The sequence below is a fragment of the Streptomyces sp. NPDC088733 genome, from assembly GCF_044751185.1.
Classification (GTDB): domain Bacteria; phylum Actinomycetota; class Actinomycetes; order Streptomycetales; family Streptomycetaceae; genus Actinacidiphila.
On record NZ_JBIVLH010000003.1, the window covers coordinates 272653 to 297144 of the forward strand.

A 24492-nucleotide genomic window follows, 5' to 3' on the forward strand; every position below is an offset into this window, starting at 1 on the left:
TAGGTCTGTCCGGGCTCTTTAAAACGTCCTGGTACGCACAACTTCTCTCGACGCTCAGGGCGTTGGGCTGACCACTACGGGGGGCATCGAGGGCGCGCCGATACGGCCCGCCGGGGAGGGCGGGACGGCCGGCTGGCGGCTGCCCCCACCGGCTCCCCGGTAGACCGCGGCGAACGTCAGTGCGACGACCCCGATGCCCATGACGACCGCCAGCAGCCAGGCCACCATGCGGTGCCAGCGGCCGTGCCCGCGGTAGGGGCGGCGCTGGGCGTAGAGCTCGTCGTACTCGTCGTCCTCCGCGGTGCGGTCCGCGTGCTCGTCGTACGGGGCGGAGCCGTCCTGGACGCCGAGGAGGCGGGCGCGGGAGGCCTCGGCCTCGGCCTGGGCCGTGGCGGCCGCGAGCATGCGCTCGTGGGCGCTGGGCTCGTGGAAGGCTGCCGCACGTATGAAGGCCTCGTCGAACACCACGGACGCGAATTCGTCATCCGCGCCACCGTGGTCCTCGCCGTCCGGGAACGGCTTGCCCCCCAGGTCGTCCGGCACCCGTCCAGAATAGGGCCGATGACGCGGATTGGGCAGGCCGCCGGGGAAAGTCCGCCCCGAACGCCGTGAAGTGCCCGTGTCCCGCCCGCCGGCCCTCAGCCGCGGGTCTGGCCGTCGCCGGTGATGACGTACTTGGTCGAGGTCAGCTCCGGCAGGCCCATGGGGCCGCGGGCGTGCAGCTTCTGCGTCGAGATGCCGATCTCCGCGCCGAAGCCGAACTGCCCCCCGTCGGTGAAGCGCGTGGAGGCGTTCACGGCGACCGCGGCGGAATCCACCAACTGGGTGAACCTGCGGGCGGCGGGCTGCGAAGCGGTGACGATCGCCTCGGTGTGCCCCGAGGACCACAGCCGGATGTGCGCCACCGCGGCGTCCAGGGAGTCCACGACGGCCGCGGCGATGTCGTGGCTCAGGTACTCGGTCTCCCAGTCCTCCACGGTGGCCGGGACGACGGTCGCCTTCGTGCCGGACTTCTCCGCGATGTCGCGGACGCGCTCGTCGGCGTGCACGGTGACGCCCGCCGCGGCCAGCGCGTCCAGGGCGCGCGGCAGGAACTCGCCCGCGATGTCCTGGTGCACCAGCAGGGTCTCCGCGGAGTTGCAGACGCTGGGACGCTGCGCCTTGGAGTTGACCAGGATGCGCACCGCCATGTCGAGGTCGGCCTGCGCGTCCACGTACACATGGCAGTTGCCCGTGCCGGTCTCGATGACCGGGACGGTGGACTCCTCGACCACGGAGCGGATCAGCGAGGCGCCGCCGCGCGGGATGAGCACGTCGACCTGGCCGCGGGCGCGCATCAGCTCGCGCACCGACTCCCGGCTCTCGCCCGGCACCAGCTGGATCGCGTCGGCCGGCAGCCCGGCGCCGCCGATCGCGTCGCGCAGCACGGTGACCAGGGCGGTGTTGGAGTGGTACGCCGAGGACGAGCCGCGCAGCAGCACCGCGTTGCCGGACTTCAGGCACAGGGCGGCGGCGTCCACGGTGACGTTCGGACGCGCCTCGTAGATGATGCCCACCACGCCCAGCGGCACCCGGACCTGCCGCAGGTCGAGCCCGTTGGCCAGGGTCGAACCGCGGACGACCTCGCCCACCGGGTCGGGCAGCCCGGCCACGTCCCGCACGTCGGAGGAGATGGCGCGGACGCGCTCGGGGCTCAGGGTGAGCCGGTCGACGATGCCCTCGGCGGTGCCGGCGGCGCGGGCCCGCTCCACGTCGAGCGTGTTGGCCTCGACGATCTCCTTGGTGCGCACCAGGAGGGCGTCGGCGATCGCCAGCAGCGCGTCGTCCTTGGCCGCGCGCGGCAGCGGCGCGATGTCGGCGGCGGCGGACCTTGCCCGGTAGGCGGCCTGCAGGACCGGTGACGCCGGCCACGGCGAGGGCAGGGAGGCGGCGAGGTCGTCGTTGCTGTGGCTGCGGCTGCTCATAGCCGTCAGCGTACGGCGTGGGCACCGCCCTGGGGGGTGTCTTTCCAGCCGGTGAGACCCGGACGGTTCCGTACGGCTCAGTACGGGTGCACTCCGACAGGGGCGGCGGGCGGCGGCCCGTAGCCCTCGGCGATGCGCTGGTGGTACGTGTCGCGGTCGATGACCTCCAGGCCGACCGTCTCCCAGGGCGGCAGCTTCGCGGACGCCCGGTGCTCGCCCCACAGCCGCAGGGCGATGGCGGCGGCGTCGTGCAGGTCGCGCGCCTCCTCCCAGTACCGGATCTCGGCGTGGTCGGCCGCGTACCGGCTGGTGAGCAGGAAGGGGTGGTCGTGCGCGAGCTGCTCCAGGGCGCGCCGCACCTCCGCCAGCGGGGCCTCGGGGCCGGAGACGCTGAGCGTGACGTGCCAGAGCCGGGACACGGGGCGCTCCTGCGGCTTCGCCGTCGACGGGGTCTGCTGCGGGGCCGCGTGGGTCCTCGGTGCGCCCTCGTCGGCCGCCACGCTCACCAGTGTCCGCTCCGCCGTCCCGCGGGACGAGGATGCCCCTGGGCGCACTCGTCTCACCGGCGGCCTCCCTGTCGTCACCTGTCGTCCCTGTGGGTCGCTGTCGTTGCCGTTGTCGTCGTCTCCGTCGAATTCCTTCCCCGCCCTCAAAGTTGAGCAGTCGGCGGGCGGCCGCGGGGCCGTTTTCACGAAGTAACCACGAAGGGGGCGGGCTACGGGTTCAGGAGTACGAGGTCGTCCCGGTGCACGACTTCCCGCTCGTACGCGGGACCGAGCTCCCGGGCCAGTTCGCGGGTGGACCGGCCGAGCAGCCGGGGCAGTTCGCGGGCGTCGAAGTTGACCAGTCCGCGCGCCACGGCGTGTCCCGAGGCGTCGCGCAGCTCGACCGGGTCGCCGGCCGAGAAGTCGCCCTCGATGCCCGCGATACCGGCCGGCAGCAGCGAGGTGCGGCGCTTGACGACGGCCTGGACGGCGCCGTCGTCGAGGATGAGCGCGCCCAGCGGGGCGGAGGCGTGGGCCAGCCACAGCAGGCGGTCCGCGGACCGCTTGCCGGTGGGGTGGAAGAGGGTGCCGGTCGGCCGTCCGGCGAGCGCGTCCGCGGCCTGCGAGGCGGACGTCAGCACCACGGGCATCCCGGCCCCCGCGGCGATCCGCGCGGCCTCGACCTTGGTCACCATGCCGCCGGTGCCGACGCCGGCCTTGCCGGCGCTGCCGATGGAGACGCCGTCGAGGTCCCGCGGGCCGCGGACCTCGGCGATGCGGGAGGTGCCGGGGGTGCTCGGGTCGCCGTCGTACAGGCCGTCGACGTCGGAGAGCAGCACCAGCAGGTCGGCCCGGACGAGATGCGCGACCAGGGCCGCCAGGCGGTCGTTGTCGCCGAAGCGGATCTCGTCCGTGGCCACCGTGTCGTTCTCGTTGACGACGGGGACGGCGCCCATGGCGAGCAGCTTGTCCAGGGTCCGGTACGCGTTGCGGTAGTGGGCCCGGCGGCTCATGTCGTCGGAGGTGAGCAGCACCTGCCCGACGCGGACGCCGTACCGGGCGAAGGAGGCGGTGTACCGGGCGACCAGCAGGCCCTGGCCGACGCTGGCGGCGGCCTGCTGCCGGGCGAGGTCCCGGGGGCGCCGGTCCAGGCCCAGGGGCGCCAGCCCGGCGGCGATGGCGCCGGAGGAGACCAGCACGATCTCCCGCTCGGTGCCGTGCGCCTTGGCGACCACGTCCACCAGGGCGTCGACGCGGTCCGCGTCCAGGCCCCCGGCGGCCGTCGTCAGCGACGAGGAACCCACCTTGACGACGATCCTGCGGGCCTCGCGCACAGCCTGGCTTGCCCCTGCCACTTCGCTGCCCGTCTCCTCGCGCCGGTTGGGTTGCACACTCGCGTCCACGTGCCGAATCTACGGGAAGTCGGCGTGGCCGCCGCGCATGCGTCCAGCACACGGACGGCTCTCGCCCACTCGGCTCCTCCCGTGCTCCGCCAGGCTCCCCGCAGCGCGGCCGGAACCCCAATGACGCGCCCTGCCGGGGGACTTGCTCCGCGGGGCCCGGCGGCGACCGCCGGGCGGCCGCCCGGGGAGCCCGCCGTCCTGCGCCGGCGGCACGAGCCGGAGAGGGCACTCCCGGGCGAGGACCGGGAGTGATCACCCGGACCCGGCGGAGCGGTTGCGGGGTCCGTGGCGAACTGCTCGGCATTCGCCACCGCACTCCGGTCGTGACAGCCACCGCCAGCGCCACGCGACCCGCGCCCGACGAAACCGGGTTTATCGCTACAGCCGGCCTGCCGGAGTACTATTCGGACACCGGCCTGTGGACCCGTCCGCTTCAAGCGGCGCCGGAGAGCCAGGAACCTCGCACAAGGCCTTCGACGGTGCAGCTCAACCCCTCGCTCCGAGGCTGGTGGCGCTCGTCACGGCTTGGGGGAGCTCTGAGTCAGTAGGCTATGCTCCCATGGTCGCCCTACCCGGCGCACGCATGCCTCATGGCCGTCGCGCGGGTCTCATGATTGCGCGACGGTTCACGGACGGAAGGATGACGATGGCACGTTGCTTGATAGCGGCGATTTCGTGGGAGCGCATACACCTTTCTCTCACCGCGGTCGTCTCTGGCTTCACTGGAGATCCTAGTGCTCTCCGTTTCCTGATTGTGGACGGTGAGCGAGAGTTTCCGGTGAACTCTCGGCAAACAGGCGCCGAACAGCACCGCCTGGAGATCAACGTCACCAACTTCCAGGATCGCCGCCAGGTACCCAACGGCACTTGGCGGATCGTTCCGGTGATCGGTGAGGAACGACTGCCGGCCGCCGGCTTCGACCTCAAGGCCACGGATCGCCTTGACGTGGACTCCCGTACCTTCCTCTACGACCGCAACCGCTCGGCGTACGTGATCGCGTTCGGACTCTCGGACGACGACGAGAACCCCGAGTTCCTGATGCGGACGTACCAGCTGTTCCGCAGCGCCGGGCCGAGCACGAACAAGGACGCCCCGAAGGCACCGCTGCGCAAGCGACTCGGGCTGCGGGTCCTGCCACGGGCCCGGCGCCGCAAGCTCGCCAATCACGTCTATTCCCTCTCGCGCCGCCTGAACCCCCCACGTGGCAACCGGATCCTGTTCGCCTCAGAAATGCGCACAGGCCTCGGCGGCAACCTGGCGCGCGTCCATGACCGGATGATCGAGCGGGGCCTCGACAAGAAGTACTCGTTCCGCCACTCGTTCCGGGTTCCCAGCACCGCGAACAAGTGGAGCACGCTGCGCCTGATCTACTTGCTCGCGACGTCGGACACCGTTCTGATGGACGACTACTTCGGGCTCCTCGCGCAGCTGGGCATCTCCCCGAAAACCAAGATCATCCAACTCTGGCACGCCGGAAGCGGATTCAAGTCGGTCGGCTACAGCCGGTTCGGACGATACGGTTCGCCGAAGCTGACCAACGCCCACCGCAAGTACACCTACGTGATCACCGGATCCAAGCATCTGGTGCCGGTGTACGCCGAGGCATTTGGCATCGAGGAATCCGCGGTCGTACCGACCGGCCTGCCCCGAATAGACACGTTCCTCGACAAGGACCACTCCCGCAAGGTCGTCGAGGACTTCTTCGTCGCCAACCCGAAGCTCAAGGGCAAGAAGATCGTGCTGTTTGCGCCGACCTTCCGCGGGAAAAGCATCGGCGACGCTCATTACGATTACGACCGCATCGACTTCGCGAAGCTGCACGAAGTCTGCGGGGACAAGTTCGTCGTGCTCTTCCGCATGCACCACTTCATTCCGGGCTCCGTTCCGATTCCCGCGGAATATTCCGACCGGCTGCTGGACTTTGCGTCGTTCCCGGACACCAACGACCTGCTGCATGTCACGGATGTACTCGTCACCGACTACTCGTCCATCATCTACGAGTACACACTGCTCGACAGACCGATCCTGTTCTACGCGTACGACAAGGAAACCTACTCGGTGATCCGCGGGTTCCACCGAGACTACGACTCCGTCGCTCCCGGCAAGATCTGCGTGACCTTCGACGAACTGCTCAAGGCCCTTCAGGACGAGGACTACGACCTCTCGAAGGTCGAGCAGTTCCGGCAGGAGAACTTCGACTTCGTCGACACGAATTCCGCGGACCGGGTGATCGACTGGGTGGTGCTGGGGGATCCCGCCGCAGACGGAGACACAAACGGCGACCACCGGTGGCTCGATCTCGCCCCGGACGACACGGCGGTGGGCGACCAACCGCTCAGTGACCAATCGGAGGCATGAGCTGTGAACGTTGCGTTGCTTTTCGCCGGCGGCATCGGTTCGAGGATGAACTCGCGGGACCTCCCGAAGCAGTTCCTGGAGATCAACGGCAAGCCGATCATCATCCACACCCTCGAGCGCTTCGAGAGCCACCCGGACATCGATGCCATCGCCATCGCGATCCTTCCCGAATACCGCGAGCACATGGTGAAGCTGCTCAAGCGGTACGAGATCGAGAAGGTGAGGTGGATCGTCGACGGCGGCAAGACCGGTCAGGAGTCCCGGCACAACGCCCTCAGGACGGTGGCCGCCGAGTGCCCCGAGGACACCGTGGCCCTCATCCACGACGGCGTGCGGCCACTGATCGACGCGAAGCTGATCACCGCCAACATCGAGACCGTCAAGGAGCACGGCTCCGCCATCACCTGCACGAAGTTCAACGAGACCGTGGTGTCGAGCGAGAACGAGCACATCGACGATGTGATCCCGCGCGACCACATCTACGCCGCGCAGGCCCCGCAGAGCTTCCGGCTCGGCCAGATCCTCGGGCTGTACGACCGGGCGGTCGCCGAGGGCGAGCACGACAGCATCGACTCGTGCTCCCTCATGCACCGGTACGGTCAGAAGCTCTACCGGGTGGTCGGCCCCCGCTCGAACATAAAGATCACGACGGCCGAGGACTTCTACCTCTGCCGGACCTTCTTCGAGATCATCGAGAACCAGCAGATCGTAGGTACGTGACTCCAGTGACCACCGTCTCCAGCTCGGTCGTGGCGCACGACCTCGACGAAATCCTCGACCGCGACCTGCCGTGGAACGAGCTGTCCGGTCGCGCCGTGCTCGTCACCGGCGCGAGCGGCATGCTGCCCTCGTACGCCGTCTACACCCTGCTCGCGCTGAACGACCGGCACGGGCTGGGCATCACCGTGCACGGTCTGGTGCGGAACGAGGAGAAGGCCAGGCGTCTGCTCGCGGACGTGCTCGACCGCCCCGACTTCCACCTCGTGGTCCAGGACGTGTCGGTCCCGCTCGAACTGTCCGGCCCCGTCGACTACGTGATCCACGGGGCAAGTGCCGCACGGCCCGCCCTGCACGGCAGCCGGCCGGTCGCGACGATCCAGGCCAACCTCCTGGGCGCCTTCCATCTGCTCGACCTCTGCGTGGCGAAGGCCAGCCGCGGTTTCGTGCTGATGTCCTCTGCCGAGGTGTACGGAGCCCAGCCTCCGGAGACCGAGCTCATCGACGAGCAGAGTTACGGCGGTTTCGACATCCTCAACCCTCGCGCCTGCTACGCCGAGGGCAAACGCGCCGCGGAGACCATCTGCGCGAGTTACCAGGCTCAGCACGGCATCGACTGCCGTGTCGTCAGGTTCGGCCACATCTACGGGCCCGGGATGGCGCTCGACGACGGGCGGGTGCAGGCCGACTTCGCGGCGAGCGTGGTGGCCGGCAAGGACATCGTGCTCAACAGCGACGGCTCGGGCGTGCGCACCTACACGTACGTGGCCGACGCCATCGCCGGGATGTTCTATGCGCTGCTCCGCGGTGACCAGACGGCCTACAACGTCGCGGATCCGGCCGGGCTGGTCTCCATCCGGCGCCTGGCGGAGCTGTTCACCGAGGTCCGGCCGGACCGTGGACTCCAGTTGCGCTTCAGCAACGAGTCCGACGCGCGGTCCTACAGCCTGGCCAAGAAGCAGGGACTGGACAGCGCGCGGCTGGCGGCCCTCGGCTGGAGCCCGGTGGTCGACCTGTCGGTCGGGCTGAACCGCATGGTGACCCATCTGGAGGCGACCGTCGGGCGAACTCCGCACCCAGCAGGCTGAGAACGAGAGCCGCCCGGCAGCAGATCGCCTCGGCACGAACGAAGTTCGTGCCGAGGCGATCTGCTGCCGGGCTGATGTCATTCGGCATCCGGAACACCTCGGTGCCGGACGGCCACCGCGATCGACGGTCGCGTCAGACCTTTCGCGACGGGCGCAGTTTGCGGGCCAGTCGCCGTACCGGTGCCGGGAGACGTCGGGCCAATCGCCGCTGCGGCGCCTCCGCCCGCGGCCGCACCACCGGCTTCTCCGGGATCGCCGTCTCATCGGTGAGGTTCCAGTACTTCGGGGATTTCTCGCCCTTGCGCGGATACTGCTCGTTCGGGCGGCGCGGCACGACCTCGGGACGCTCCCAGGCGATGTCCTTCCGCACCACGCGCGCCGGTGCTCCGACCGCGATGCAGTTGTTCGGAATGGACGAGGTGACGATGCTGCGGAAGCCGATCACCGAGCCGTTGCCGATGGTGACACCGCCCATCACGACCGCGTGCTTCGCGATCCAGACGTGTTCGCCCACGACAATCGACTGGGACGGGTTCATGCGCTTCTCGGTGCGCACGTCGAAAATCGGGTGGGTGTCGTCGCCGCGCACCTCGATGTTCTTCGCGAACATCACATCGTCACCGATCGTCACCGACACGCCTTCGACTGCGGAGATGAAGGTGCGGCCGGCGCAGCCCACGTTCTCGCCGATCCGGATCCGGGACTCGTGTCCGCAGCGCAACTCGAAGCGGAGACCCGCGCGCTTCTTCACGGTCGAACCTATTTCGATCCGCCCGTTGTCTCCCGAGAAGGTGACGAGCAGGTCCCTGATGTCGGCGTCGGCGCTGATGACGAGTGTGTTGTTCGATCCCTTGAACCGGATATCGATCTTGTCCTCGCGTATCTCACCGTCGTAGACGATCTCATTTCCCTGATCGTCCTTGTAACGCTCGAGCTTGTGCAGTTGCAGCATCGTTTCTGAGGGTATGCGCTCGACCGGGTCAGGGTCGGACCAGCCCCTCGCACCTCCGTTCCGGCCTGCGTGTTTCCGCTTAAGCTATCAGATGACTCTATCTCTGAGCAGTCGCCCGAACGACCCGGTTGCCGATCACGACATCGACTACGGGATCGAAAGCATTCAGCGCCATATCGCTCGGGTCCAACGTGGTCCAAGCGTTTGTCCACGGGAGTTGACCAAGCGGGTTCCGGGCGAAATATCTCGAAAGAAGTGAGAACTTCTGACGCAGTATGGATTGCGGCATTGCGCGACGCGACGGAAAGCCGCTTCCACCCCGTGGTGGCTAAACGATGCACCCTGATCCGGGATCCGTACCCTCGAGCGGCCCGTCCGCGTACTCGGCGACTCCGAAAAGTTCTCCGCCGAGTACGCGGACCGCTGTCTGTGCTTTCAGCCGGCTCTAGAACGGCTCGAAGCCGTGGTACTCGCGCTCGGCCTCGTCCCGTTCCGCATTGCGGTCGTGGCGCCGCTGCGCGGCCGGCCGCGGTGCGTCGAAGCGGTGGTCCTCGCCGCGGCGGCCCAGCATCTCGGCGCCTGCGGCCATGGTCGGCTCCCAGTCGAAGACGACCGCGTCCTCGGTGCTGCCGATGACGACCTCGTCGCCCTGGCGGGCACCGGCCTTGAGGAGTTGCTCCTCGACCCCGAGGCGGGCGAGCCGGTCGGCGAGGTAGCCGACGGCCTCGTCGTTGGAGAAGTCGGTCTGGCGCACCCAGCGCTCGGGCTTCTCGCCGACGACGCGGTAGAAACCGTCCTCGGCGACGATCGTGAAGCCCGCGTCGTCCACGGCCTTGGGCCGGATGACGACACGGGTGGCCTCCTCGACGGGCTTGGCGGCCCGCGCCTCGGCGACGATGCCGGCGAGGGCGTACGACAGCTCCCGCAGGCCCTTGTGGGCGACCGCGGAGACCTCGAAGACCTGGTAGCCGCGGGACTCCAGCTCGGGGCGGACCATGTCGGCCAGCTCCTGCCCGTCGGGCACGTCCACCTTGTTGAGCACGACGACCCGCGGCCGGTCGCCCAGACCGCCGTACTGCTTCAGCTCCTCCTCGATCGTGTCGAGGTCGGAGACCGGGTCGCGCTCGGACTCCAGCGTGGCGGTGTCCAGGACGTGCACGAGGACGCTGCAGCGCTCGACGTGCCGCAGGAACTCCAGCCCCAGCCCGCGGCCCTGGCTCGCACCCGGGATCAGCCCGGGGACGTCCGCGATGGTGTAGACGGTGGACCCGGCGGTCACCACGCCCAGGTTGGGCACGAGCGTGGTGAACGGGTAGTCGGCGATCTTCGGCTTGGCGGCCGACAGGACCGAGATGAGCGAGGACTTGCCCGCGCTCGGGTAGCCGACCAGCGCCACGTCGGCGACGGTCTTGAGCTCCAGGACGATGTCCTGGTCCTTGCCCGGCTCGCCCAGCAGCGCAAAGCCGGGGGCCTTGCGGCGGGCGGAGGCCAGCGCCGCGTTGCCGAGGCCGCCGCGGCCGCCCTGGCCGGCGATGAAGGTGGTGCCGTGGCCGACGAGGTCGGCGAGCACATTGCCCTGCTTGTCCAGGACGACGGTGCCGTTCGGCACCGGCAGGACCATGTCCGTGCCGTCCTTGCCGGAGCGGTTGCCGCCCTCGCCGGGCTTGCCGTTGGTCGCCTTGCGGTGGGGGCTGTGGTGGTAGTCGATGAGCGTGGTGACCGCCTGGTCGACGACCAGCATCACATCACCGCCCCGCCCGCCGTTGCCGCCGTCGGGGCCGCCCAGGGGCTTGAACTTCTCCCGGTGCACGGAGGCGCAGCCATGGCCCCCGTTACCCGCGGCGACGTGCAGCTCGACGCGGTCCACGAAGGTTGTCATGCCGTCTTCCTCCTCAAACAAACAGTGACGTGCTGGTGCCGATGGTGCAACGCGCCGAGGGCGGACCTGCTTCCCGCCCGGGAAGCAGCGTCCGCCCTCGGTGACGTCGTACGCGTGCGATCGCTCAGGCGACCGGGACGACGTTCACGACCTTGCGACCACGGCTGGTGCCGAACTCGACCGCACCGGCGGCGAGGGCGAACAGCGTGTCGTCCTTGCCACGGCCGACGCCCGCGCCGGGGTGGAAGTGGGTGCCGCGCTGGCGGATGATGATCTCACCGGCGTTCACGACCTGGCCGCCGAAGCGCTTGACGCCGAGCCGCTGGGCATTGGAGTCGCGACCGTTCCGGGTGGACGATGCGCCCTTCTTGTGTGCCATCTCTCTTCAGTCCCTTACTTCGCAGCGGCGGGGATGCCGGTGATCTTCAGCGCCGTGTACTGCTGGCGGTGACCCTGACGACGGCGGTAGCCGGTCTTGTTCTTGTACCGCAGGATGTCGATCTTGACGCCCTTGTGGTGGTCCACGATCTCGGCCTGGACCTTGATCCCGGCCAGCACCCACGGGTCGCTGGTGACGGCTTCGCCATCGACCACGAGCAGGGTCGAGAGCTCGACCGCGTCGCCCACCTTGCCCGTGGAAATCTTGTCAACCTCGACGATGTCGCCGACGGCCACCTTGTGCTGGCGGCCACCGCTGCGCACGATTGCGTACACGCGGAACTCACTCTCTCGCTCGGATCGTCACTCCTGACGCCAGCCGTCCCTGCGGAGCGTGGGGGGCCTCTCCCGGCCGGGCCGGGAGGGAGGTGCTCAGGAATGGGCGCTAAAACGCCGAAGGTCAAGGTTACGGGGCGCCCCCGATGGGGTCAAACCGGGATGCGCATGCCCCGGGACGCGCCGCGGGCCGCCCCCCGGTGGGGGACGGCCCGCGTGCGGTGACCCGGGGTCAGGACGCCTCGGTGGGCGCCTCGGCCGTGGCCTTCGCGGCGGACTTCTTCGCCGCCGTCTTCTTCACCGCGGTCTTCTTCGCGGCCGTCTTCTTCGCGGCGGCCTTCTTGGCCGGGGCCTTCTTGGCCGCGGTCTTGCGCGGGGCCCGCTTCTTGGGCTCCGCCTCGGCCTCCGCCTCCTCCGCCGCTTCCGCGCCGGTGTCCGCCGGCTGCGCGTCGGCGGCCGGGATGACCACAACGGCGGCCTCGGCCTCGGCGCTGGACGGGCCCGAGGGCGCCGACACCTTGCGCGTGGCACGACGGCGCGGGGTGGGCGGCGCGGCCTCGGCGGCCTCCGCCACGGGCTCCTCGGCAGGGGCCTGCTCGGCGACCGGCTCCGCCGAGGCCGGGACGACCACCGTCTCGGCCTCGCCGGCCGGGGCGCTGGGCGCGCTGACCTTGCGGGTCGCCCGGCGCCGGGTACGGGCCGGGGGCGCCGCCTCCGCGACGGCCTCCTCGGCCACCGGGGCCGGCTCGGCGACCGCGGCGGCCTCCGCCGCCTGCGGCTCGGTGGCAGGGGCCGCGGCCGGGACGACCGTGACGACCTCCGCCGTGGCGTCCGGCGAGCTCACCGGGGCGGTGACCCGCCGCGACGCGCGCCGCCGGGAACGCCGGCCGGCCGCCGCCTCGGCCTCCGCCGGGCTGCTGAACCACTCGTCGTCGGCTCCGCCGACCGCGGGCACCAGCTCGGCCTCGGCGACCGCGGCCGGCTCCAACTCGGTGAACGCTTCGGTCTCGTCGGCCTCGTCGGCCTCGACCTCGGCGATGCCGCCGGCCACCTCGGCGGCCACCGGCTCATCGCCGCCGCCGCGACGGCGCTTGCGCTTGCCGCCGCCGCCGACCGCCGTGGCCTGGTCCATGTGGACGATGACGCCGCGTCCGTTGCAGTGCACGCAGGTCTCGGAGAACGACTCCAGCAGGCCCTGGCCGACCCGCTTGCGGGTCATCTGCACCAGGCCGAGCGAAGTGACCTCGGCCACCTGGTGCTTGGTGCGGTCCCGGCCGAGGCACTCCAGCAGGCGGCGCATGACCAGGTCGCGGTTGGACTCCAGCACCATGTCGATGAAGTCGATCACGATGATGCCGCCCAGGTCGCGCAGCCGCAGCTGGCGCACGATCTCCTCGGCCGCCTCCAGGTTGTTCCTGGTGACCGTCTCCTCGAGGTTGCCGCCCTGACCGGTGAACTTGCCGGTGTTGACGTCGATGACGACCATCGCCTCGGTCCGGTCGATCACCAGCGAACCGCCGCTCGGCAGCCAGACCTTGCGGTCCAGCGCCTTCAGCAGCTGCTCGTCGATCCGGTACGTGGCGAAGACGTCGACCTCGGAGCTCCAGCGGCCCAGCCGGTCCGCCAGGTCCGGCGCGACGTTCGTGACGTAGTCGTGGATGGTCTCCCACGCGTTGTCACCGCTGACGACGACCTTGCTGAAGTCCTCGTTGAAGATGTCGCGGACGACCCGGACGGTCATGTCCGGCTCGCCGTACAGCAGCGACGGCGCGTTGCCGGTCTTGGCCCGCTTCTGGATGTCCTCCCACTGCGACTGGAGCCGCTCGACGTCGCGGCGCAGCTCGTCCTCGCTCGCGCCCTCGGCGGCGGTGCGCACGATGACGCCCGCGTCCTCGGGGACGATCTTCTTGAGGATCTGCTTCAGCCGGGCGCGCTCGGTGTCGGGCAGCTTGCGGCTGATGCCGGTCATCGAGCCCTCGGGCACGTAGACCAGGTAGCGGCCGGGCAGCGAGACCTGGCTCGTCAGACGGGCGCCCTTGTGGCCGATCGGGTCCTTGGTGACCTGCACCAGGACCGGCTGGCCCGACTTCAGGGCCGCCTCGATGCGGCGCGGGCCGCCCGACATGCCCAGCGCCTCGAAGTTGACCTCACCGGCGTACAGCACCGCGTTGCGGCCCTTGCCGATGTCGACGAACGCGGCCTCCATGGACGGCAGGACGTTCTGGACCTTGCCCAGGTAGACGTTGCCGACGTACGAGGTGGCCTGCTCCTTGTTCACGTAGTGCTCGACGAGGACGCCGTCCTCCAGCACGCCGATCTGCGTCCGGTCGCCGTTCTCACGCACGACCATGACGCGCTCGACCGCCTCGCGGCGGGCCAGGAACTCGGCCTCGGTGATGATCGGCACCCGGCGACGGCCCTGCTCGCGGCCCTCCCGGCGGCGCTGCTTCTTGGCCTCCAGACGCGTGGAGCCCTTGATGGACTGCACCTCGTCGGCCGGCTCGGCCGCCTTGCGGGGCTCACGGATCTTGACGACCGTGCGCTCGGGGGCGTCCTCGCCCAGGTTCTCCTCGCCCGCGTCACCGCCACGGCGGCGGCGACGGCGGCGGCGACGGCTGCTCGTGCTGTCGCCCGCGTGGTCCTCGGCGTCCTCCTCGCCCTCGTCCTCCTCGTCCTCCTCGCCGGCGGCGGTCTCCTCGCCCTCGGCGGCCTCGCCGCGACGGCGGCGGCGGCCACCACGGCGGCGGCGGCGGGACGGGCGGTCGCCCTCGTGGTCGTCGTCCGCCTCGTGCTCGTCGGCCTCGGCGTCCTCGTGGGCGTCGGTCTCGGCGTCGTCGTGGTCGTCGGCCTCGGCGTCGTCGTGCTCGTCGGCGATCCGGCCGGCGTGCGTCTCCGCGGCCACGGCGACCTCGGCGGGCTCACCGCGGCGACGGCGGCGGCGACGGCGGCCGGCGCTCTCGGCGGCCGGGTACTCGTCGGTGTCGTGCCCGTCGGCGACGTCGCTCTCGGGCTCGTGCTCGTCCTCGACGGGCCGCTCGGCCTGGGGCCGCTCCACCGGCGCCGTGCCGGGCGCCTGGAACACCGGCGCCTGGAACACCGCCATCGGCGGGCGGGTCGCGCGACGGCGGCCCCGCGACGGCGCGGGCTCCTCCTCGGGGGCCTCGGCAGCCTCGGCGGCCTCGACAACGGGTTTCACGGCCTCGTGCCGCCCGCCGCGGGGCACCTCGTCCCGGACCTCGACGACCACGCTGCCAGCGGGTACGCCGAAGGCCTCCGCCACGGCCTCGACGGCCCTGGCACGCGCCTCCTCGACGGTGTCGCCGTAGCCGCGGATCTCGTACGCGTCCTCGACCTCGACGGCCCAGCCGGTCCCGTCCTGGATCGCCTTGGCGGTGTAGACGCGCGGCTGCGCCACGGCGGCGGGGGCCTCGGGGGCGGGCGCCTCCACAGCCTTCGCCTCCTCCTCACGCGGCGCGAGCGCGCCCGGCTTGAGGCGGCGCGAGCCGTCGTCGGCCGCGAGGAACGAAGCGGCCGGGGCGGCCCGCTTGCGGCTGCGGCGCGCCTTGGGCTGCTCCGCCGCCGCGGCCTTGCCGGCCGGCTCCCGCAGTGCCTTCGCGGGTGCGTCCGCGGCGGCAGCGGCCTCGGCGGCGGCAGCCGGCTCGGGGCTGGCGACCTTGCGCGTCGCACGACGGCGGGTACGCGCCGGGGCGGCGGCCGGCTCGGCCTGCTCGGCCGGGGCCTCCGCGTGCAGCGGCAGGTCCGCCTGGAGCTCCTTGGCCTGCGTGTCCGCGGCCTCGGCCGACATCGCGGCCTCGACCGGCTCGGGGCTGGCGACCTTGCGGGTCGCACGGCGCCGCGCGCGGGGCGGCGCCGCGGACGGCTCGGCCTGCTCCGCGGGAGCGGCCTGCGTGGACGCAGCGTCCTGGGTGGTCTCGGGGATCTCGGGGGTATCGGCGTTCTGCGCCGGTGCGGCCGTCTTGCGCGTGGCACGACGACGGGCCGGAGCCGGTGCGGCTTCGGCCGCCTCCGCCTCCGCCGTCTCCGCGGGCGCACTCTCCGGCGCGACGGCCTTGCGGGTGGCCCGGCGGCGAGTGCGCGCGGGAGCGGCCTCGGCCTCGACGGGCGCCTCGGCCGGTATGGCCGGAGCACCGGCGGGCGCGTCGGCCGCCTCGGGGGCGTTCACGGCGCCGGCGGGCGGACCCGCCGGCCGTGAGGCCGCGCGGCGCCGTCGGCGCGGAGCGGCCGTGGCCTCCGTGTCGGTGCCGCCGGTGCCACCGGTGGCGTTTTCGGGGGCGCCGTTCTCGGGCGCCTCGTTCGGCTCGTTGTTCTCGAGCATGCGGGCATTTCTCCCGTCACGCTCCCGGGCGCCGCACCCTGATCCGGTCCACGGCGGCCCGCGTCTTCGCGGTGCCGCCGCCCGGGGGCGCGGGCGCCACACGGGAGCTGTCGTATCGCTCGTCGGCACCGCCCTGACGGGCCGACGAAAGTCTCGTCTGATGCGTGCTGCCGGTTCCGGGTCACCCCGAACGCCTCGGCGGCACAACGACGGCAGTCCTACGCTGAGCCTTCCGGTACCGTCGCGGCATCGCGGTCAGGCGCGAGCGGATCGGTCACCGTGCCGGTCTCCTCGTCGAGCGGCCCCTGCGCCAGCCTGGTCACCGCTGCGGGGACCGGCGGCGCGAGGTCGGCCACCGCACGGAGGCCGGACAGGACGTCGTCGGGTCGCACGGCAGGTGTCAAATGCCGAACAACCAGCCGCAGTATCGCACAAGGTGCTGGCCCAGGCCTATCGGCACCCTGTTCGAAGCCGTCGCCATGGCCCGCGGCGACCTGCGGGTCGACCACTTCGAGCCGGGTCACGGCGCCGCGCGCGTCGAAACTGCGCACGCCGTTCTTCGTCATCCGCTGGACCTCGACGGCCTCGGCGGCCAGGAACGCGGCCACCGCCTTTTCGGCGTCGGCCCGCTCCACACCGTCCAGCCGCAGCTGCCACACCGACGCCTCCAGGCGCTCGGCGAGACCCGAGGTGCGGGCCTCCACGGCGTCGACGACGTCGAGACCGCCGGGCAGCGACTCGTCCAGCAGCAGGCGCAGCTTCTCCGGCTTCCGGGCCTCGGCGAGCGCGATCTCCAGGTACTCGGCCTCGCTGCCGACGCCGGTGGGTGCGGCGTTCGCGTACGACACCTTGGGATGCGGGGTGAAACCGGCCGAGTACGCCATGGGCACCTCGGCGCGCCGCAGCGCCCGCTCGAATGCGCGCTGGAAGTCGCGGTGGCTGGTGAACCGGAGGCGGCCGCGCTTGGTGTAGCGCAGTCGGATGCGCTGCACCGCGGGTGCGGGCGGCGGGCCTTCGGGCTGTCGCTTGCCCAGTGTCGTTCAGTCCCTCGTGCGTCTGGTCGCCCCGAGTGGGGCTGCTTGTCACCTTCCAGGTTACTGGGGGTTCCGGGCTTCCGAATCCGCACCGTGCACCACGGGCCCCGCAACCGTCCCCGCGCCCCGGGCGCCGCGGGTCCCGTGCCCGCCGGCTGCCCCGTCACACCCGGAAGCGCAGCTTGCCCCCGGTGGCGCCGTCGAGGATCCCGCCGTTGGCCTCGATGACCCTCCGCGAGGCCGCGTTGCCCGCGTCGCAGGTGACCAGGGCCGGGTCGAGGCCGAGTTGACGGGCCAGCGGCAGAGCGGCACGGAGCATCGCGGTCGCGTGCCCCCTGCGCCGTGCGGACGGCCGGACGTCGTAGCCGACGTGGCCGAGCAGTTCGCCCCAGGGCGGCGTCAGTTGCGGGCGGACGGAGAGCCGGCCGAGGAAGGCGTCGCCGTCCACGTACCAGTACGTCACGCACAGGTCGACCGGGTCGCGGGTCGGGCCCCGGACCTTCGTCACGTGCTCGGCGAAGACCGCCGGGTCCCGCCAGCGGTCGCCGTACTTGCGCAGCGCGTTCCCGATCGCCGAGAGCTCGCCCCGGGCGCCGCGCCCCTCGGCCCGGAACTCCTCCATCGCGGCGACGTAGGACGCGTGGACGGCGGTGGTGGGACGCACGAGTGAGGGCGGCACGGCCTCAGTCTGCGTCACCGCCGGGCGGACGGCGCGGCCGGGCAGGTCCGTTCGCCGCGCGCGGCACTCCCCGACACCCGGGGGAACTGCGCTCCGGCGGTGAGAAGTTCGCCGGCCCCGCACCGCGGCGGCGCTGCGTCCCCGCGGCACCCGGTCCGCCCTTCGCCAACCGGGCCCTTGGACCTTCGTCCCGCCCGCTCCCGGTTTGCGGGCCGCTGGGAGGGAGCCGATTCTGAGGGGAAGGCATGCCATCGGATCGGGTAGACCGAGCGCAACGGTTGCGGAGCCCGCGGCGCGGAGCGCCGGTGCACCGGGGGGCCGCGGCCTGACCAGGGAGCGGATTCCAGATGAGGCTTGTCGTCGATCTCAACCGGTGCCAGGGATTCGCGCAGTGCGTCTTCCTCGCCCCGGACGTCTTCTCCCTCCACGGGAACGAGGCGCTGCTGTTCACCCCGCGCTTCGACGAGGCGCAACGCGACCGCGTGGAGCAGGCCGCCGCCGCATGCCCGGTCCAGGCGATCCTCGTCGACTGGTCGGACGAACCGACGAAGGGGGTGCGGCCCCATGTCGGCTGACACGGACGTCGAGGTCCTGCGGCGCAGGGGCCGCATCGTCGTCGTCGGTGCCTCGCTGGCCGGGCTGCGCGCCGCGGAGACCCTGCGCGACCGGGGTTTCACCGGATCGCTGACCATGATCGGCGACGAGCCGTACGAACCCTACGACCGGCCGCCGCTGTCCAAGCAGGCGCTGCTCGGACGGGCCCGGCCCGAGGACACCGCGCTGCCGCGGCGGCGCGACATCGACGCCGAGTGGCGGCTGGGCACCGCCGCCGAGGGCCTGGACCGGGACGCCAAACTGGTGCGCCTGGCGGGCGGGGACACCGTCCCCTACGACCGCCTGCTGATCACCACCGGGACCCGGGCGCGACCCTGGATCCATCCGGAAGAGGCCGCGCTGGACGGCGTGTTCGTGCTGCGTACCCGCGACGACTCCGTACGCCTGCACCGCAAGCTGACCGGGGGTGTCTCCCGCGTGCTGGTGATCGGCGCCGGTTTCACGGGCTCCGAGGTCGCCTCCGCGTGCCGGGAACTCGGCATCGAGGTCACGGTCGCCGAACGCGGCCCGGCACCGCTGGTGGGCGCGCTCGGCGGAGTGATCGGCGCGGTCGCGGACCGCATGCAGCGCAGGAAGGGGGTCGATCTGCGCTGCGGCATCAGCGTCACCGCACTGGAGGGTGACTACGTCGGGCGGCTCAGGCGCGCCCATCTGTCGGACGGCTCGGTGATCGACGTGGAGGTGGCGGTCGTCTCGCTCGGCGCCGTCCGCAACACCGAATGGCTCGCCGGCTCGGGAGTGGCCGCCGGTCCCCGGGGGATCGCCTGCGACGCCGGATGCCGGGTGTTCGACGTCAACGGCATCGTCACCGACGACATCTACGCCGCCGGCGACGTCGCCCGCAGCCCCCACCCGCTGTTCGACTACCAGTTCCTGTCCCTGGAGCACTGGGGCAACGCGGTCGAGCAGGCAGAGATCGCCGCCCACAACATGGTCTGCGCGAGCCCCGAGCGCCGTCCCCACCTGTGGCTGCCGATGTTCTGGTCCTCCCAGTTCGGCGTCAACATCAAGTCCGTGGGCGTGCCCCCGCTGGGAGACCGGCTGGTCGTCGCCCAAGGGGCCCTCGCCGAGGACCGGTTCGTCGCGGTGTACGGCTACCGCGGCCGCGTCATCGCCGCGGTGTCCTTCGACGGGGCCAAGTGGCTGGGCTTCTACGAGCAGCAGATCGCGGCCGGCGCGCCCTTCCCGCCGGACTACCGCACGGTCGACTGCCGCTCCGAGACCGCGCAGCCGGTCGACCCGGCCTTCCCGGACCCCCATCTGCCCACCCACGGGGCCACGGTCACGCTGACGGGCCACTCACCGAGTGAACGGCGCGTCGCCTTCACTCCGTCGCACGCCTGATCGCCGGCCCAGTGCCGCCCGGAGCCCCCAGGAGACGCCATGACGTCCGGCAGCATCATCGAGCAGATCACCGACTACGCCCACCGGGCCGATCCGTACCCGCTCTACGAGGAACTGCGCGAGATCCCGGTGAGGCTGCTGGACGACGGCACCTACGTGGTCAGCACCTACTACGAGGTGCGGAGCCTGGCCAACGACCCGCGGCTGAGCAACGACACGCGCAACCGGCCCGCGGGCTTCGCGCGCACGGGGCACGCGGACGACACCAACCTGCCGCCGAGCTTCATCTTCACCGACCCGCCGGTGCACGACCGGCTGCGCGACACCATCAACCGGCCCTTCGGCCCCCCGCACAGCCCCAGGTTCATCGAGGACCTGCGCGGGGAACTCGCCAGGGTCGTCACCGAACTGCTCGACGCCTTCGAGGGCAAGGACCAGGTCGACATCGTCGACGACTTCGCCTATCCCCTTCCCGTCACCGCCATCTGCAAGGTGCTGGGCGTGCCGCGCGAGGACGAGTCGCGCTTCCACGTCTGGGCCGACGCGCTGGCGTCGGCGCTGGATCCCCAGGCCGGCGAGGCGGGCCAGGCCAAGGGGCAGCAGGCGCGCGAGGAGCTGGGCGGCTACCTGTCCGACCTGATCGAGAGCAAACGCCGCCACCCCGGCACCGGGATGCTCAGCGCGCTCGCGCCCGACATGACACCGGCCGACCTGGAGGCCACCGCCGTGCTGCTCCTGGTCGCGGGCCACGAGACCACGGTCAACGCGATCACCAACACGACGCTCACCCTGCTGCGCCACCCCGACGTCCTGGAACGCTTCCTGAAGGAGCCGGACCTGGCCGTCCCGATCGTCGAGGAGGTCCTGCGGTACGAGCCGCCCGTGCAGTTCGTGCCGTGGACCACCGCGATCGCCGACATCGACATCGCCGGCACCACGATCCCCAAGGGCTCGCCGGTGTGGCTCATGCTGGCCGCGGCCAACCGCGACCCCAAGCGCTTCGAGGACCCCGACCGGTTCGACCCCGACCGCAAGGACAACGAGCACCTGGGCTTCTACACCGGCATCCACTACTGCTTCGGCGCCCCGCTCGCCCGGATGGAACTCCACCTGGCCGTGCCCGAACTGTTCCGCCGGGTCAAGTTCTCCCGGCTGCTCGAGGACCCGCCCCCCTACCGCGCCAACGCGGTCCTGCGCGGCCCCCGCCACCTCCCCGTCGCGATCGAGAGCCTCACGGCCTGAGCTCCGCGGGCATGCCGGAGGCGCGCTCCGCCCGTGTGCGGACGGGCGCGCCCCGGCATCAGTGCGTGTGACCGCCGGCGGCTCCCACCGGGGCGGCGTTCTTGACCGTCAGCGGGAGCAGCTTCTTGCCGGTCGGGCCGATCTGGATGTGGGTGTCGAGCTGGGGGCACACCCCGCAGTCGAAGCACGGGGTCCACCGGCAGTCGTCGACCTCGGTCTCGTCGAGGGCGTCCTGCCAGTCCTCCCAGAGCCAGTCCTTGTCCAGGCCCGAGTCCAGGTGGTCCCAGGGCAGGACCTCCTCGTAGGTGCGCTCGCGGGTGGTGTACCAGTCGAGGTCGACGCCCTGCTCCGGGAGCGCCTTCTCGCACATGCGGGCCCAGCGGTCGAAGCTGAAGTGCTCGCGCCAGCCGTCGAAGCGGCCGCCGTCCTCGTAGACGGCGCGGATGACGGCGCCGACGCGGCGGTCGCCGCGGGAGAGCAGGCCCTCGATGATGCCGGGCTTGCCGTCGTGGTAGCGGAAGCCGATGTTGCGGCCGTACTTCTTGTCGCCGCGGATGGCGTCGCGGAGCTTCTCCAGGCGGGCGTCGGTCTCCTCGACGCCGAGCTGCGGGGCCCACTGGAACGGGGTGTGCGGCTTGGGCACGAAGCCGCCGATGGAGACCGTGGCGCGGATGTCGTTCTGGCCGGTGACCTCGCGGCCCTTCTGGATGACGTTCTTGGCCATGTCCGCGATCTGCAGGACGTCCTCGTCGGTCTCGGTGGGCAGGCCGCACATGAAGTACAGCTTCACCTGGCGCCAGCCGTTGCCGTAGGCGGTGGCGACGGTGCGGATCAGGTCCTCCTCCGAGACCATCTTGTTGATGACCTTGCGGATGCGCTCGGAGCCGCCCTCGGGGGCGAAGGTGAGGCCCGAGCGGCGGCCGTTGCGGGTGAGTTCGTTGGCCAGGTCGATGTTGAAGGCGTCGACGCGGGTGGACGGGAGGGACAGGCCGATCTTGTCCTCCTCGTACCGGTCGGCGAGGCCCTTGGCGACGTCGGCGATCTCGGTGTGGTCGGCGGAGGACAGCGACAGCAGGCCGACCTCCTCGAAGCCGGTCGCCTTCAGCCCCTTCTCGACCATCTCGCCGATGCCGGTGATGCTGCGCTCGCGCACCGGGCGGGTGATCATGCCCGCCTGGCAGAAGCGGCAGCCGCGCGTGCAGCCGCGGAAGATCTCCACGGACATGCGCTCGTGGACGGTCTCGGCGAGCGGGACGAGGGGCTGCTTCGGGTACGGCCACTCGTCGAGGTCCATGACGGTGTGCTTGGACACGCGCCACGGCACGCCGGAGCGGTTGGGCACCATGCGGGCGATCCGGCCGTCGGCCAGGTACTCCACGTCGTAGAACTTCGGCACGTACACCCCGCCGGTGCGGGCCAGCCGGAAGAGCAGTTCGTCGCGGCCGCCGGGGCGGCCTTCGGCCTTCCAGGCGCGGATGACGTCGGTGATCTCCAGGACGGCCTGCTCGCCGTCGCCGATCACCGCCGCGTCCAGGAAGTCGGCGATGGGTTCGGGGTTGAACGCCGCGTGCCCGCCCGCGAGCACGATCGGGTCGTCCTCGGTACGGTCCTTCGCCTCCAGCGGGATGCCCGCGAGGTCCAGGGCGGTCAGCATGTTCGTGTAGCCGAGCTCCGTGGAGAAGCTCAGGCCGAGCACGTCGAAGGCCTTCACGGGGCGGTGGGCGTCCACGGTGAACTGCGGGACGCCGTGCTCCCGCATCAGCGCCTCCAGGTCCGGCCAGACGCTGTAGGTGCGCTCGGCCAGCACGCCCTCGCGCTCGTTGAGCACCTCGTAGAGAATCATGACGCCCTGGTTGGGGAGTCCGACCTCGTAGGCGTCCGGGTACATCAGCGACCAGCGGACGTCACAGGAGTCCCAGTCCTTCACGGTGGAGTTCAGCTCTCCGCCGACGTACTGGATGGGCTTCTGAACGTGGGGGAGAAGCGCTTCCAGGCGAGGGAAGACCGACTCGACAGGCATGAGAGGTGTCTTTCGTGAGCTGGCAGGGTGGTGACCATTCAGCGTAACGCGTCACGGTGGGCTCCCCGGCCGCTCACGGCCCCCCGCGGCGCCCCCGCACGGGCGCCGCGGGGACCCGGTCACCCCGCCAGGCTGCCGCGGTCGGCCTTGCCCCAGGCCTTGGGGAGGGCGTCCTCCGCCGCGTCGGCGAGATCGCGTTCGACCTGGAACATCACGCCGTAGGGGAAGGTGTCCTCGCCGGCGGTGCGGGCGTCGCCGGCGAGGCGGGCGACGGCCTCGCGGCAGATGACGCTGTCCTGGTGCTCGCCGAGGACCTGCTGGACGGACTTCATGCGCTTGGTGTGCTGCTTGGCGGGCTTGCGCAGGCCGGGGACGGCCTGGGCGGCCTCGCTGCTGTAGCGGGCGCGTTTCGCGGCCTTGCGGGCCTCGTGGAGGGCGAGGTCGCGCTCGTGGCCGCGTTCCATGGCGAGTGCGGGCTCGACGCGCTCGCGCAGGCGCCGGTGGTCGCGGCTGACGGCCTTGGCGCCGGCGGAGGCGGCCGGCGCCTTGGCGCGGTCGCGGTACGGGGGTTCGGCGAGGAGGGCTTCCAGGGTGTCGAGGAGGCGGAAGTAGCGGGCGCCGCCGAGTTCGCGCAGGAGCTCGGCGCGGGCGCCCTCGTGGACGGGCGCGTCGCCGCCGACGCGCTCGGTCAGGTCGCCGGTGACGAGGTCGACGGGGAGGTCGTCGAGGCGGTCCCGGAGCCGCTCGGCGAGCACCTCTCGGTCGCGTTCCAGACCGAGGACGCCCGCCAGCCACTTCAGTTCGTCGCCGATCGGGTCGGTGGCCCCGCGGTCGAGTTCGCGGCGGAAGCTCTTGAGGGCGCTGCGCAGCCGCCGGGTGGAGACGCGCATCTGGTGGACGGCGTCCGCCTCGTCGCGGCGGACGGCCGGGTCCCAGGCGGCGATGGCGTCGACCTGCTGGTGGACGTAGGCCATCGCCACGTCGCCCGCGGACTCGACGGAGGAGGGCGGCGCGCTCGGCCGGGGGGCGGCCGTCAGGCGGTCCCCGAGGGCGCGGGCGAGTTTGGAGGGGCTGTCGGAACGTCGCAGCCCGGCCTTGACGAGGCGTTTCTCCAGGGCGTCGAGCAGGGCCGTACCGCCGTCGGCGAGTTCGGCCTCCACCTCGTCCCAGGTGGTCTCCGAGGTGGGGTGGCCGCCGTTGTCGAGGACGGAGGCGGTGACGTGGTCGCGGGCGATCTCCAGCAGCGCCCTGCCCTTGGCGTCCAGCAGCCGGATCCGCTTGCGGGCGGTGCGCAGCCGTACGACGGGGACGAGTTCACGGCCGCGGACGACGGCGGCGATCTCGTCGGCGAGGGCCGCGGGGACGCGGGGGCCGCCCTTGCGTCCCTGCTTGCCCAGGGGGGCGTGGACCTCGGTGCGCGTGTCGGCGAGGGTGGTGGGCAGCTTCAGGTGCCAGCCCGCGTCGTCGCCCCCGGTGCGCCGCCGCAGGGTGACACGGCGGGTCGCCAGGCGAAGATCGGTGGTGTCGTAGTACACCGCGTCGAGCTCGGCCGGTTCCACGACCCGGACGGACGCCACGCCCGGCAGCCCGTCCAGGTCCGGCTCCCGGCCCCGTCCGGCGGCCTCGTACTTGCGCTCGGTCTCCGCGACACGCTTTCCCAT

The 24492-nt window shown here is 71.5% G+C and carries 19 protein-coding genes; 6 read left to right on the forward strand and 13 right to left on the reverse strand.

Going from position 1 to position 24492, the window contains the following annotated elements; translation table 11 throughout:
• Positions 1–54 precede the first annotated feature (54 nt).
• The 4 genes from ACIP64_RS07340 to proB form a co-directional block, all read right to left on the reverse strand.
• Complete coding sequence (locus tag ACIP64_RS07340; RefSeq protein WP_401582757.1) at positions 55–543, reverse strand: hypothetical protein; 489 nt, start codon at positions 541–543, stop codon at positions 55–57.
• 95 nt (positions 544–638) lie between these two features.
• Complete coding sequence (locus ACIP64_RS07345) at positions 639–1964, reverse strand: glutamate-5-semialdehyde dehydrogenase (RefSeq protein WP_401582759.1); 1326 nt, start codon at positions 1962–1964, stop codon at positions 639–641.
• A gap of 77 nt (positions 1965–2041) precedes the next feature.
• A complete protein-coding gene (locus ACIP64_RS07350) occupies positions 2042–2527 on the reverse strand; it encodes a hypothetical protein (protein ID WP_401582761.1) in 486 nt (161 codons plus the stop codon).
• A 152-nt stretch (positions 2528–2679) separates the two neighbouring features.
• A complete protein-coding gene (proB, locus tag ACIP64_RS07355; protein ID WP_401583204.1) occupies positions 2680–3783 on the reverse strand; it encodes a glutamate 5-kinase in 1104 nt (367 codons plus the stop codon).
• Between the two features lie 709 nt (positions 3784–4492).
• Here proB and ACIP64_RS07360 point away from each other — a divergent pair.
• The 3 genes from ACIP64_RS07360 to ACIP64_RS07370 are packed head-to-tail and all read left to right on the forward strand — an operon-like array spanning position 4493 to position 8016.
• Positions 4493–6211, forward strand: coding sequence for a CDP-glycerol glycerophosphotransferase family protein (locus ACIP64_RS07360; protein ID WP_401582762.1), 1719 nt, complete (start codon positions 4493–4495; stop codon positions 6209–6211).
• Positions 6212–6214: 3 nt separating this feature from the next.
• Entirely contained in the window at positions 6215–6931 is a 717-nt protein-coding gene (locus ACIP64_RS07365; RefSeq protein ID WP_401582763.1) for a 2-C-methyl-D-erythritol 4-phosphate cytidylyltransferase, read from the forward strand.
• Positions 6928–8016, forward strand: a complete 1089-nt coding sequence (locus tag ACIP64_RS07370; protein WP_401582764.1) for an NAD-dependent epimerase/dehydratase family protein — start codon at positions 6928–6930, stop codon at positions 8014–8016. Before ACIP64_RS07365 ends, ACIP64_RS07370 begins: the two co-directional genes overlap by 4 nt.
• 133 nt (positions 8017–8149) lie before the next feature.
• Here the strand turns inward: ACIP64_RS07370 and ACIP64_RS07375 are convergent, their stop codons facing one another.
• From ACIP64_RS07375 to ACIP64_RS07405, 7 genes are all read right to left on the reverse strand, one after another.
• The gene (locus ACIP64_RS07375; protein ID WP_401582766.1) at positions 8150–8968 is read right to left on the reverse strand and encodes an acyltransferase; all 819 of its coding nucleotides are present in this window, start codon (positions 8966–8968) and stop codon (positions 8150–8152) included.
• 445 nt (positions 8969–9413) lie between these two features.
• Entirely contained in the window at positions 9414–10847 is a 1434-nt protein-coding gene (gene obgE, locus ACIP64_RS07380; protein WP_401582767.1) for a GTPase ObgE, read from the reverse strand.
• A gap of 124 nt (positions 10848–10971) precedes the next feature.
• Positions 10972–11226 carry a 50S ribosomal protein L27 gene (rpmA, locus tag ACIP64_RS07385; RefSeq protein ID WP_319664657.1) on the reverse strand — a complete coding sequence of 85 codons (255 nt, stop codon included), beginning with the start codon at positions 11224–11226 and terminating at the stop codon, positions 10972–10974.
• A gap of 14 nt (positions 11227–11240) precedes the next feature.
• Complete coding sequence (gene rplU, locus ACIP64_RS07390) at positions 11241–11561, reverse strand: 50S ribosomal protein L21 (RefSeq protein ID WP_360906893.1); 321 nt, start codon at positions 11559–11561, stop codon at positions 11241–11243.
• Positions 11562–11793: 232 nt separating this feature from the next.
• A complete protein-coding gene (locus ACIP64_RS07395; RefSeq protein ID WP_401582768.1) occupies positions 11794–15897 on the reverse strand; it encodes an Rne/Rng family ribonuclease in 4104 nt (1367 codons plus the stop codon).
• Positions 15898–16115: 218 nt separating this feature from the next.
• The gene (locus ACIP64_RS07400; RefSeq protein WP_401582770.1) at positions 16116–16889 is read right to left on the reverse strand and encodes a TIGR03936 family radical SAM-associated protein; all 774 of its coding nucleotides are present in this window, start codon (positions 16887–16889) and stop codon (positions 16116–16118) included.
• A 205-nt stretch (positions 16890–17094) separates the two neighbouring features.
• Positions 17095–17610, reverse strand: coding sequence for a GNAT family N-acetyltransferase (locus ACIP64_RS07405; RefSeq protein ID WP_401582772.1), 516 nt, complete (start codon positions 17608–17610; stop codon positions 17095–17097).
• A 347-nt stretch (positions 17611–17957) separates the two neighbouring features.
• Here ACIP64_RS07405 and ACIP64_RS07410 point away from each other — a divergent pair, with 347 nt between their 5' ends.
• Genes ACIP64_RS07410 through ACIP64_RS07420 form a run of 3 tightly spaced genes read left to right on the forward strand, consistent with a single transcriptional unit; the run spans position 17958 to position 20811 of the window.
• Positions 17958–18185, forward strand: a complete 228-nt coding sequence (locus tag ACIP64_RS07410) for a ferredoxin (RefSeq protein ID WP_401582774.1) — start codon at positions 17958–17960, stop codon at positions 18183–18185.
• Positions 18175–19569 (forward strand): NAD(P)/FAD-dependent oxidoreductase, encoded by a 1395-nt coding sequence (locus ACIP64_RS07415; RefSeq protein WP_401582776.1) that lies wholly within the window; start codon positions 18175–18177, stop codon positions 19567–19569. The genes ACIP64_RS07410 and ACIP64_RS07415 overlap by 11 nt, the downstream gene beginning before the upstream one ends.
• A gap of 39 nt (positions 19570–19608) precedes the next feature.
• Positions 19609–20811 (forward strand): cytochrome P450, encoded by a 1203-nt coding sequence (locus ACIP64_RS07420; RefSeq protein WP_401582777.1) that lies wholly within the window; start codon positions 19609–19611, stop codon positions 20809–20811.
• Positions 20812–20869: 58 nt separating this feature from the next.
• On the opposite strand, the gene ACIP64_RS07425 is transcribed toward ACIP64_RS07420, so the two are convergent.
• Positions 20870–22831 (reverse strand): TIGR03960 family B12-binding radical SAM protein, encoded by a 1962-nt coding sequence (locus ACIP64_RS07425; protein WP_401582778.1) that lies wholly within the window; start codon positions 22829–22831, stop codon positions 20870–20872.
• A 119-nt stretch (positions 22832–22950) separates the two neighbouring features.
• On the reverse strand, positions 22951–24492 hold the full coding sequence (locus ACIP64_RS07430; protein WP_401582780.1) for a CHAD domain-containing protein: 1542 nt from the start codon (positions 24490–24492) through the stop codon (positions 22951–22953).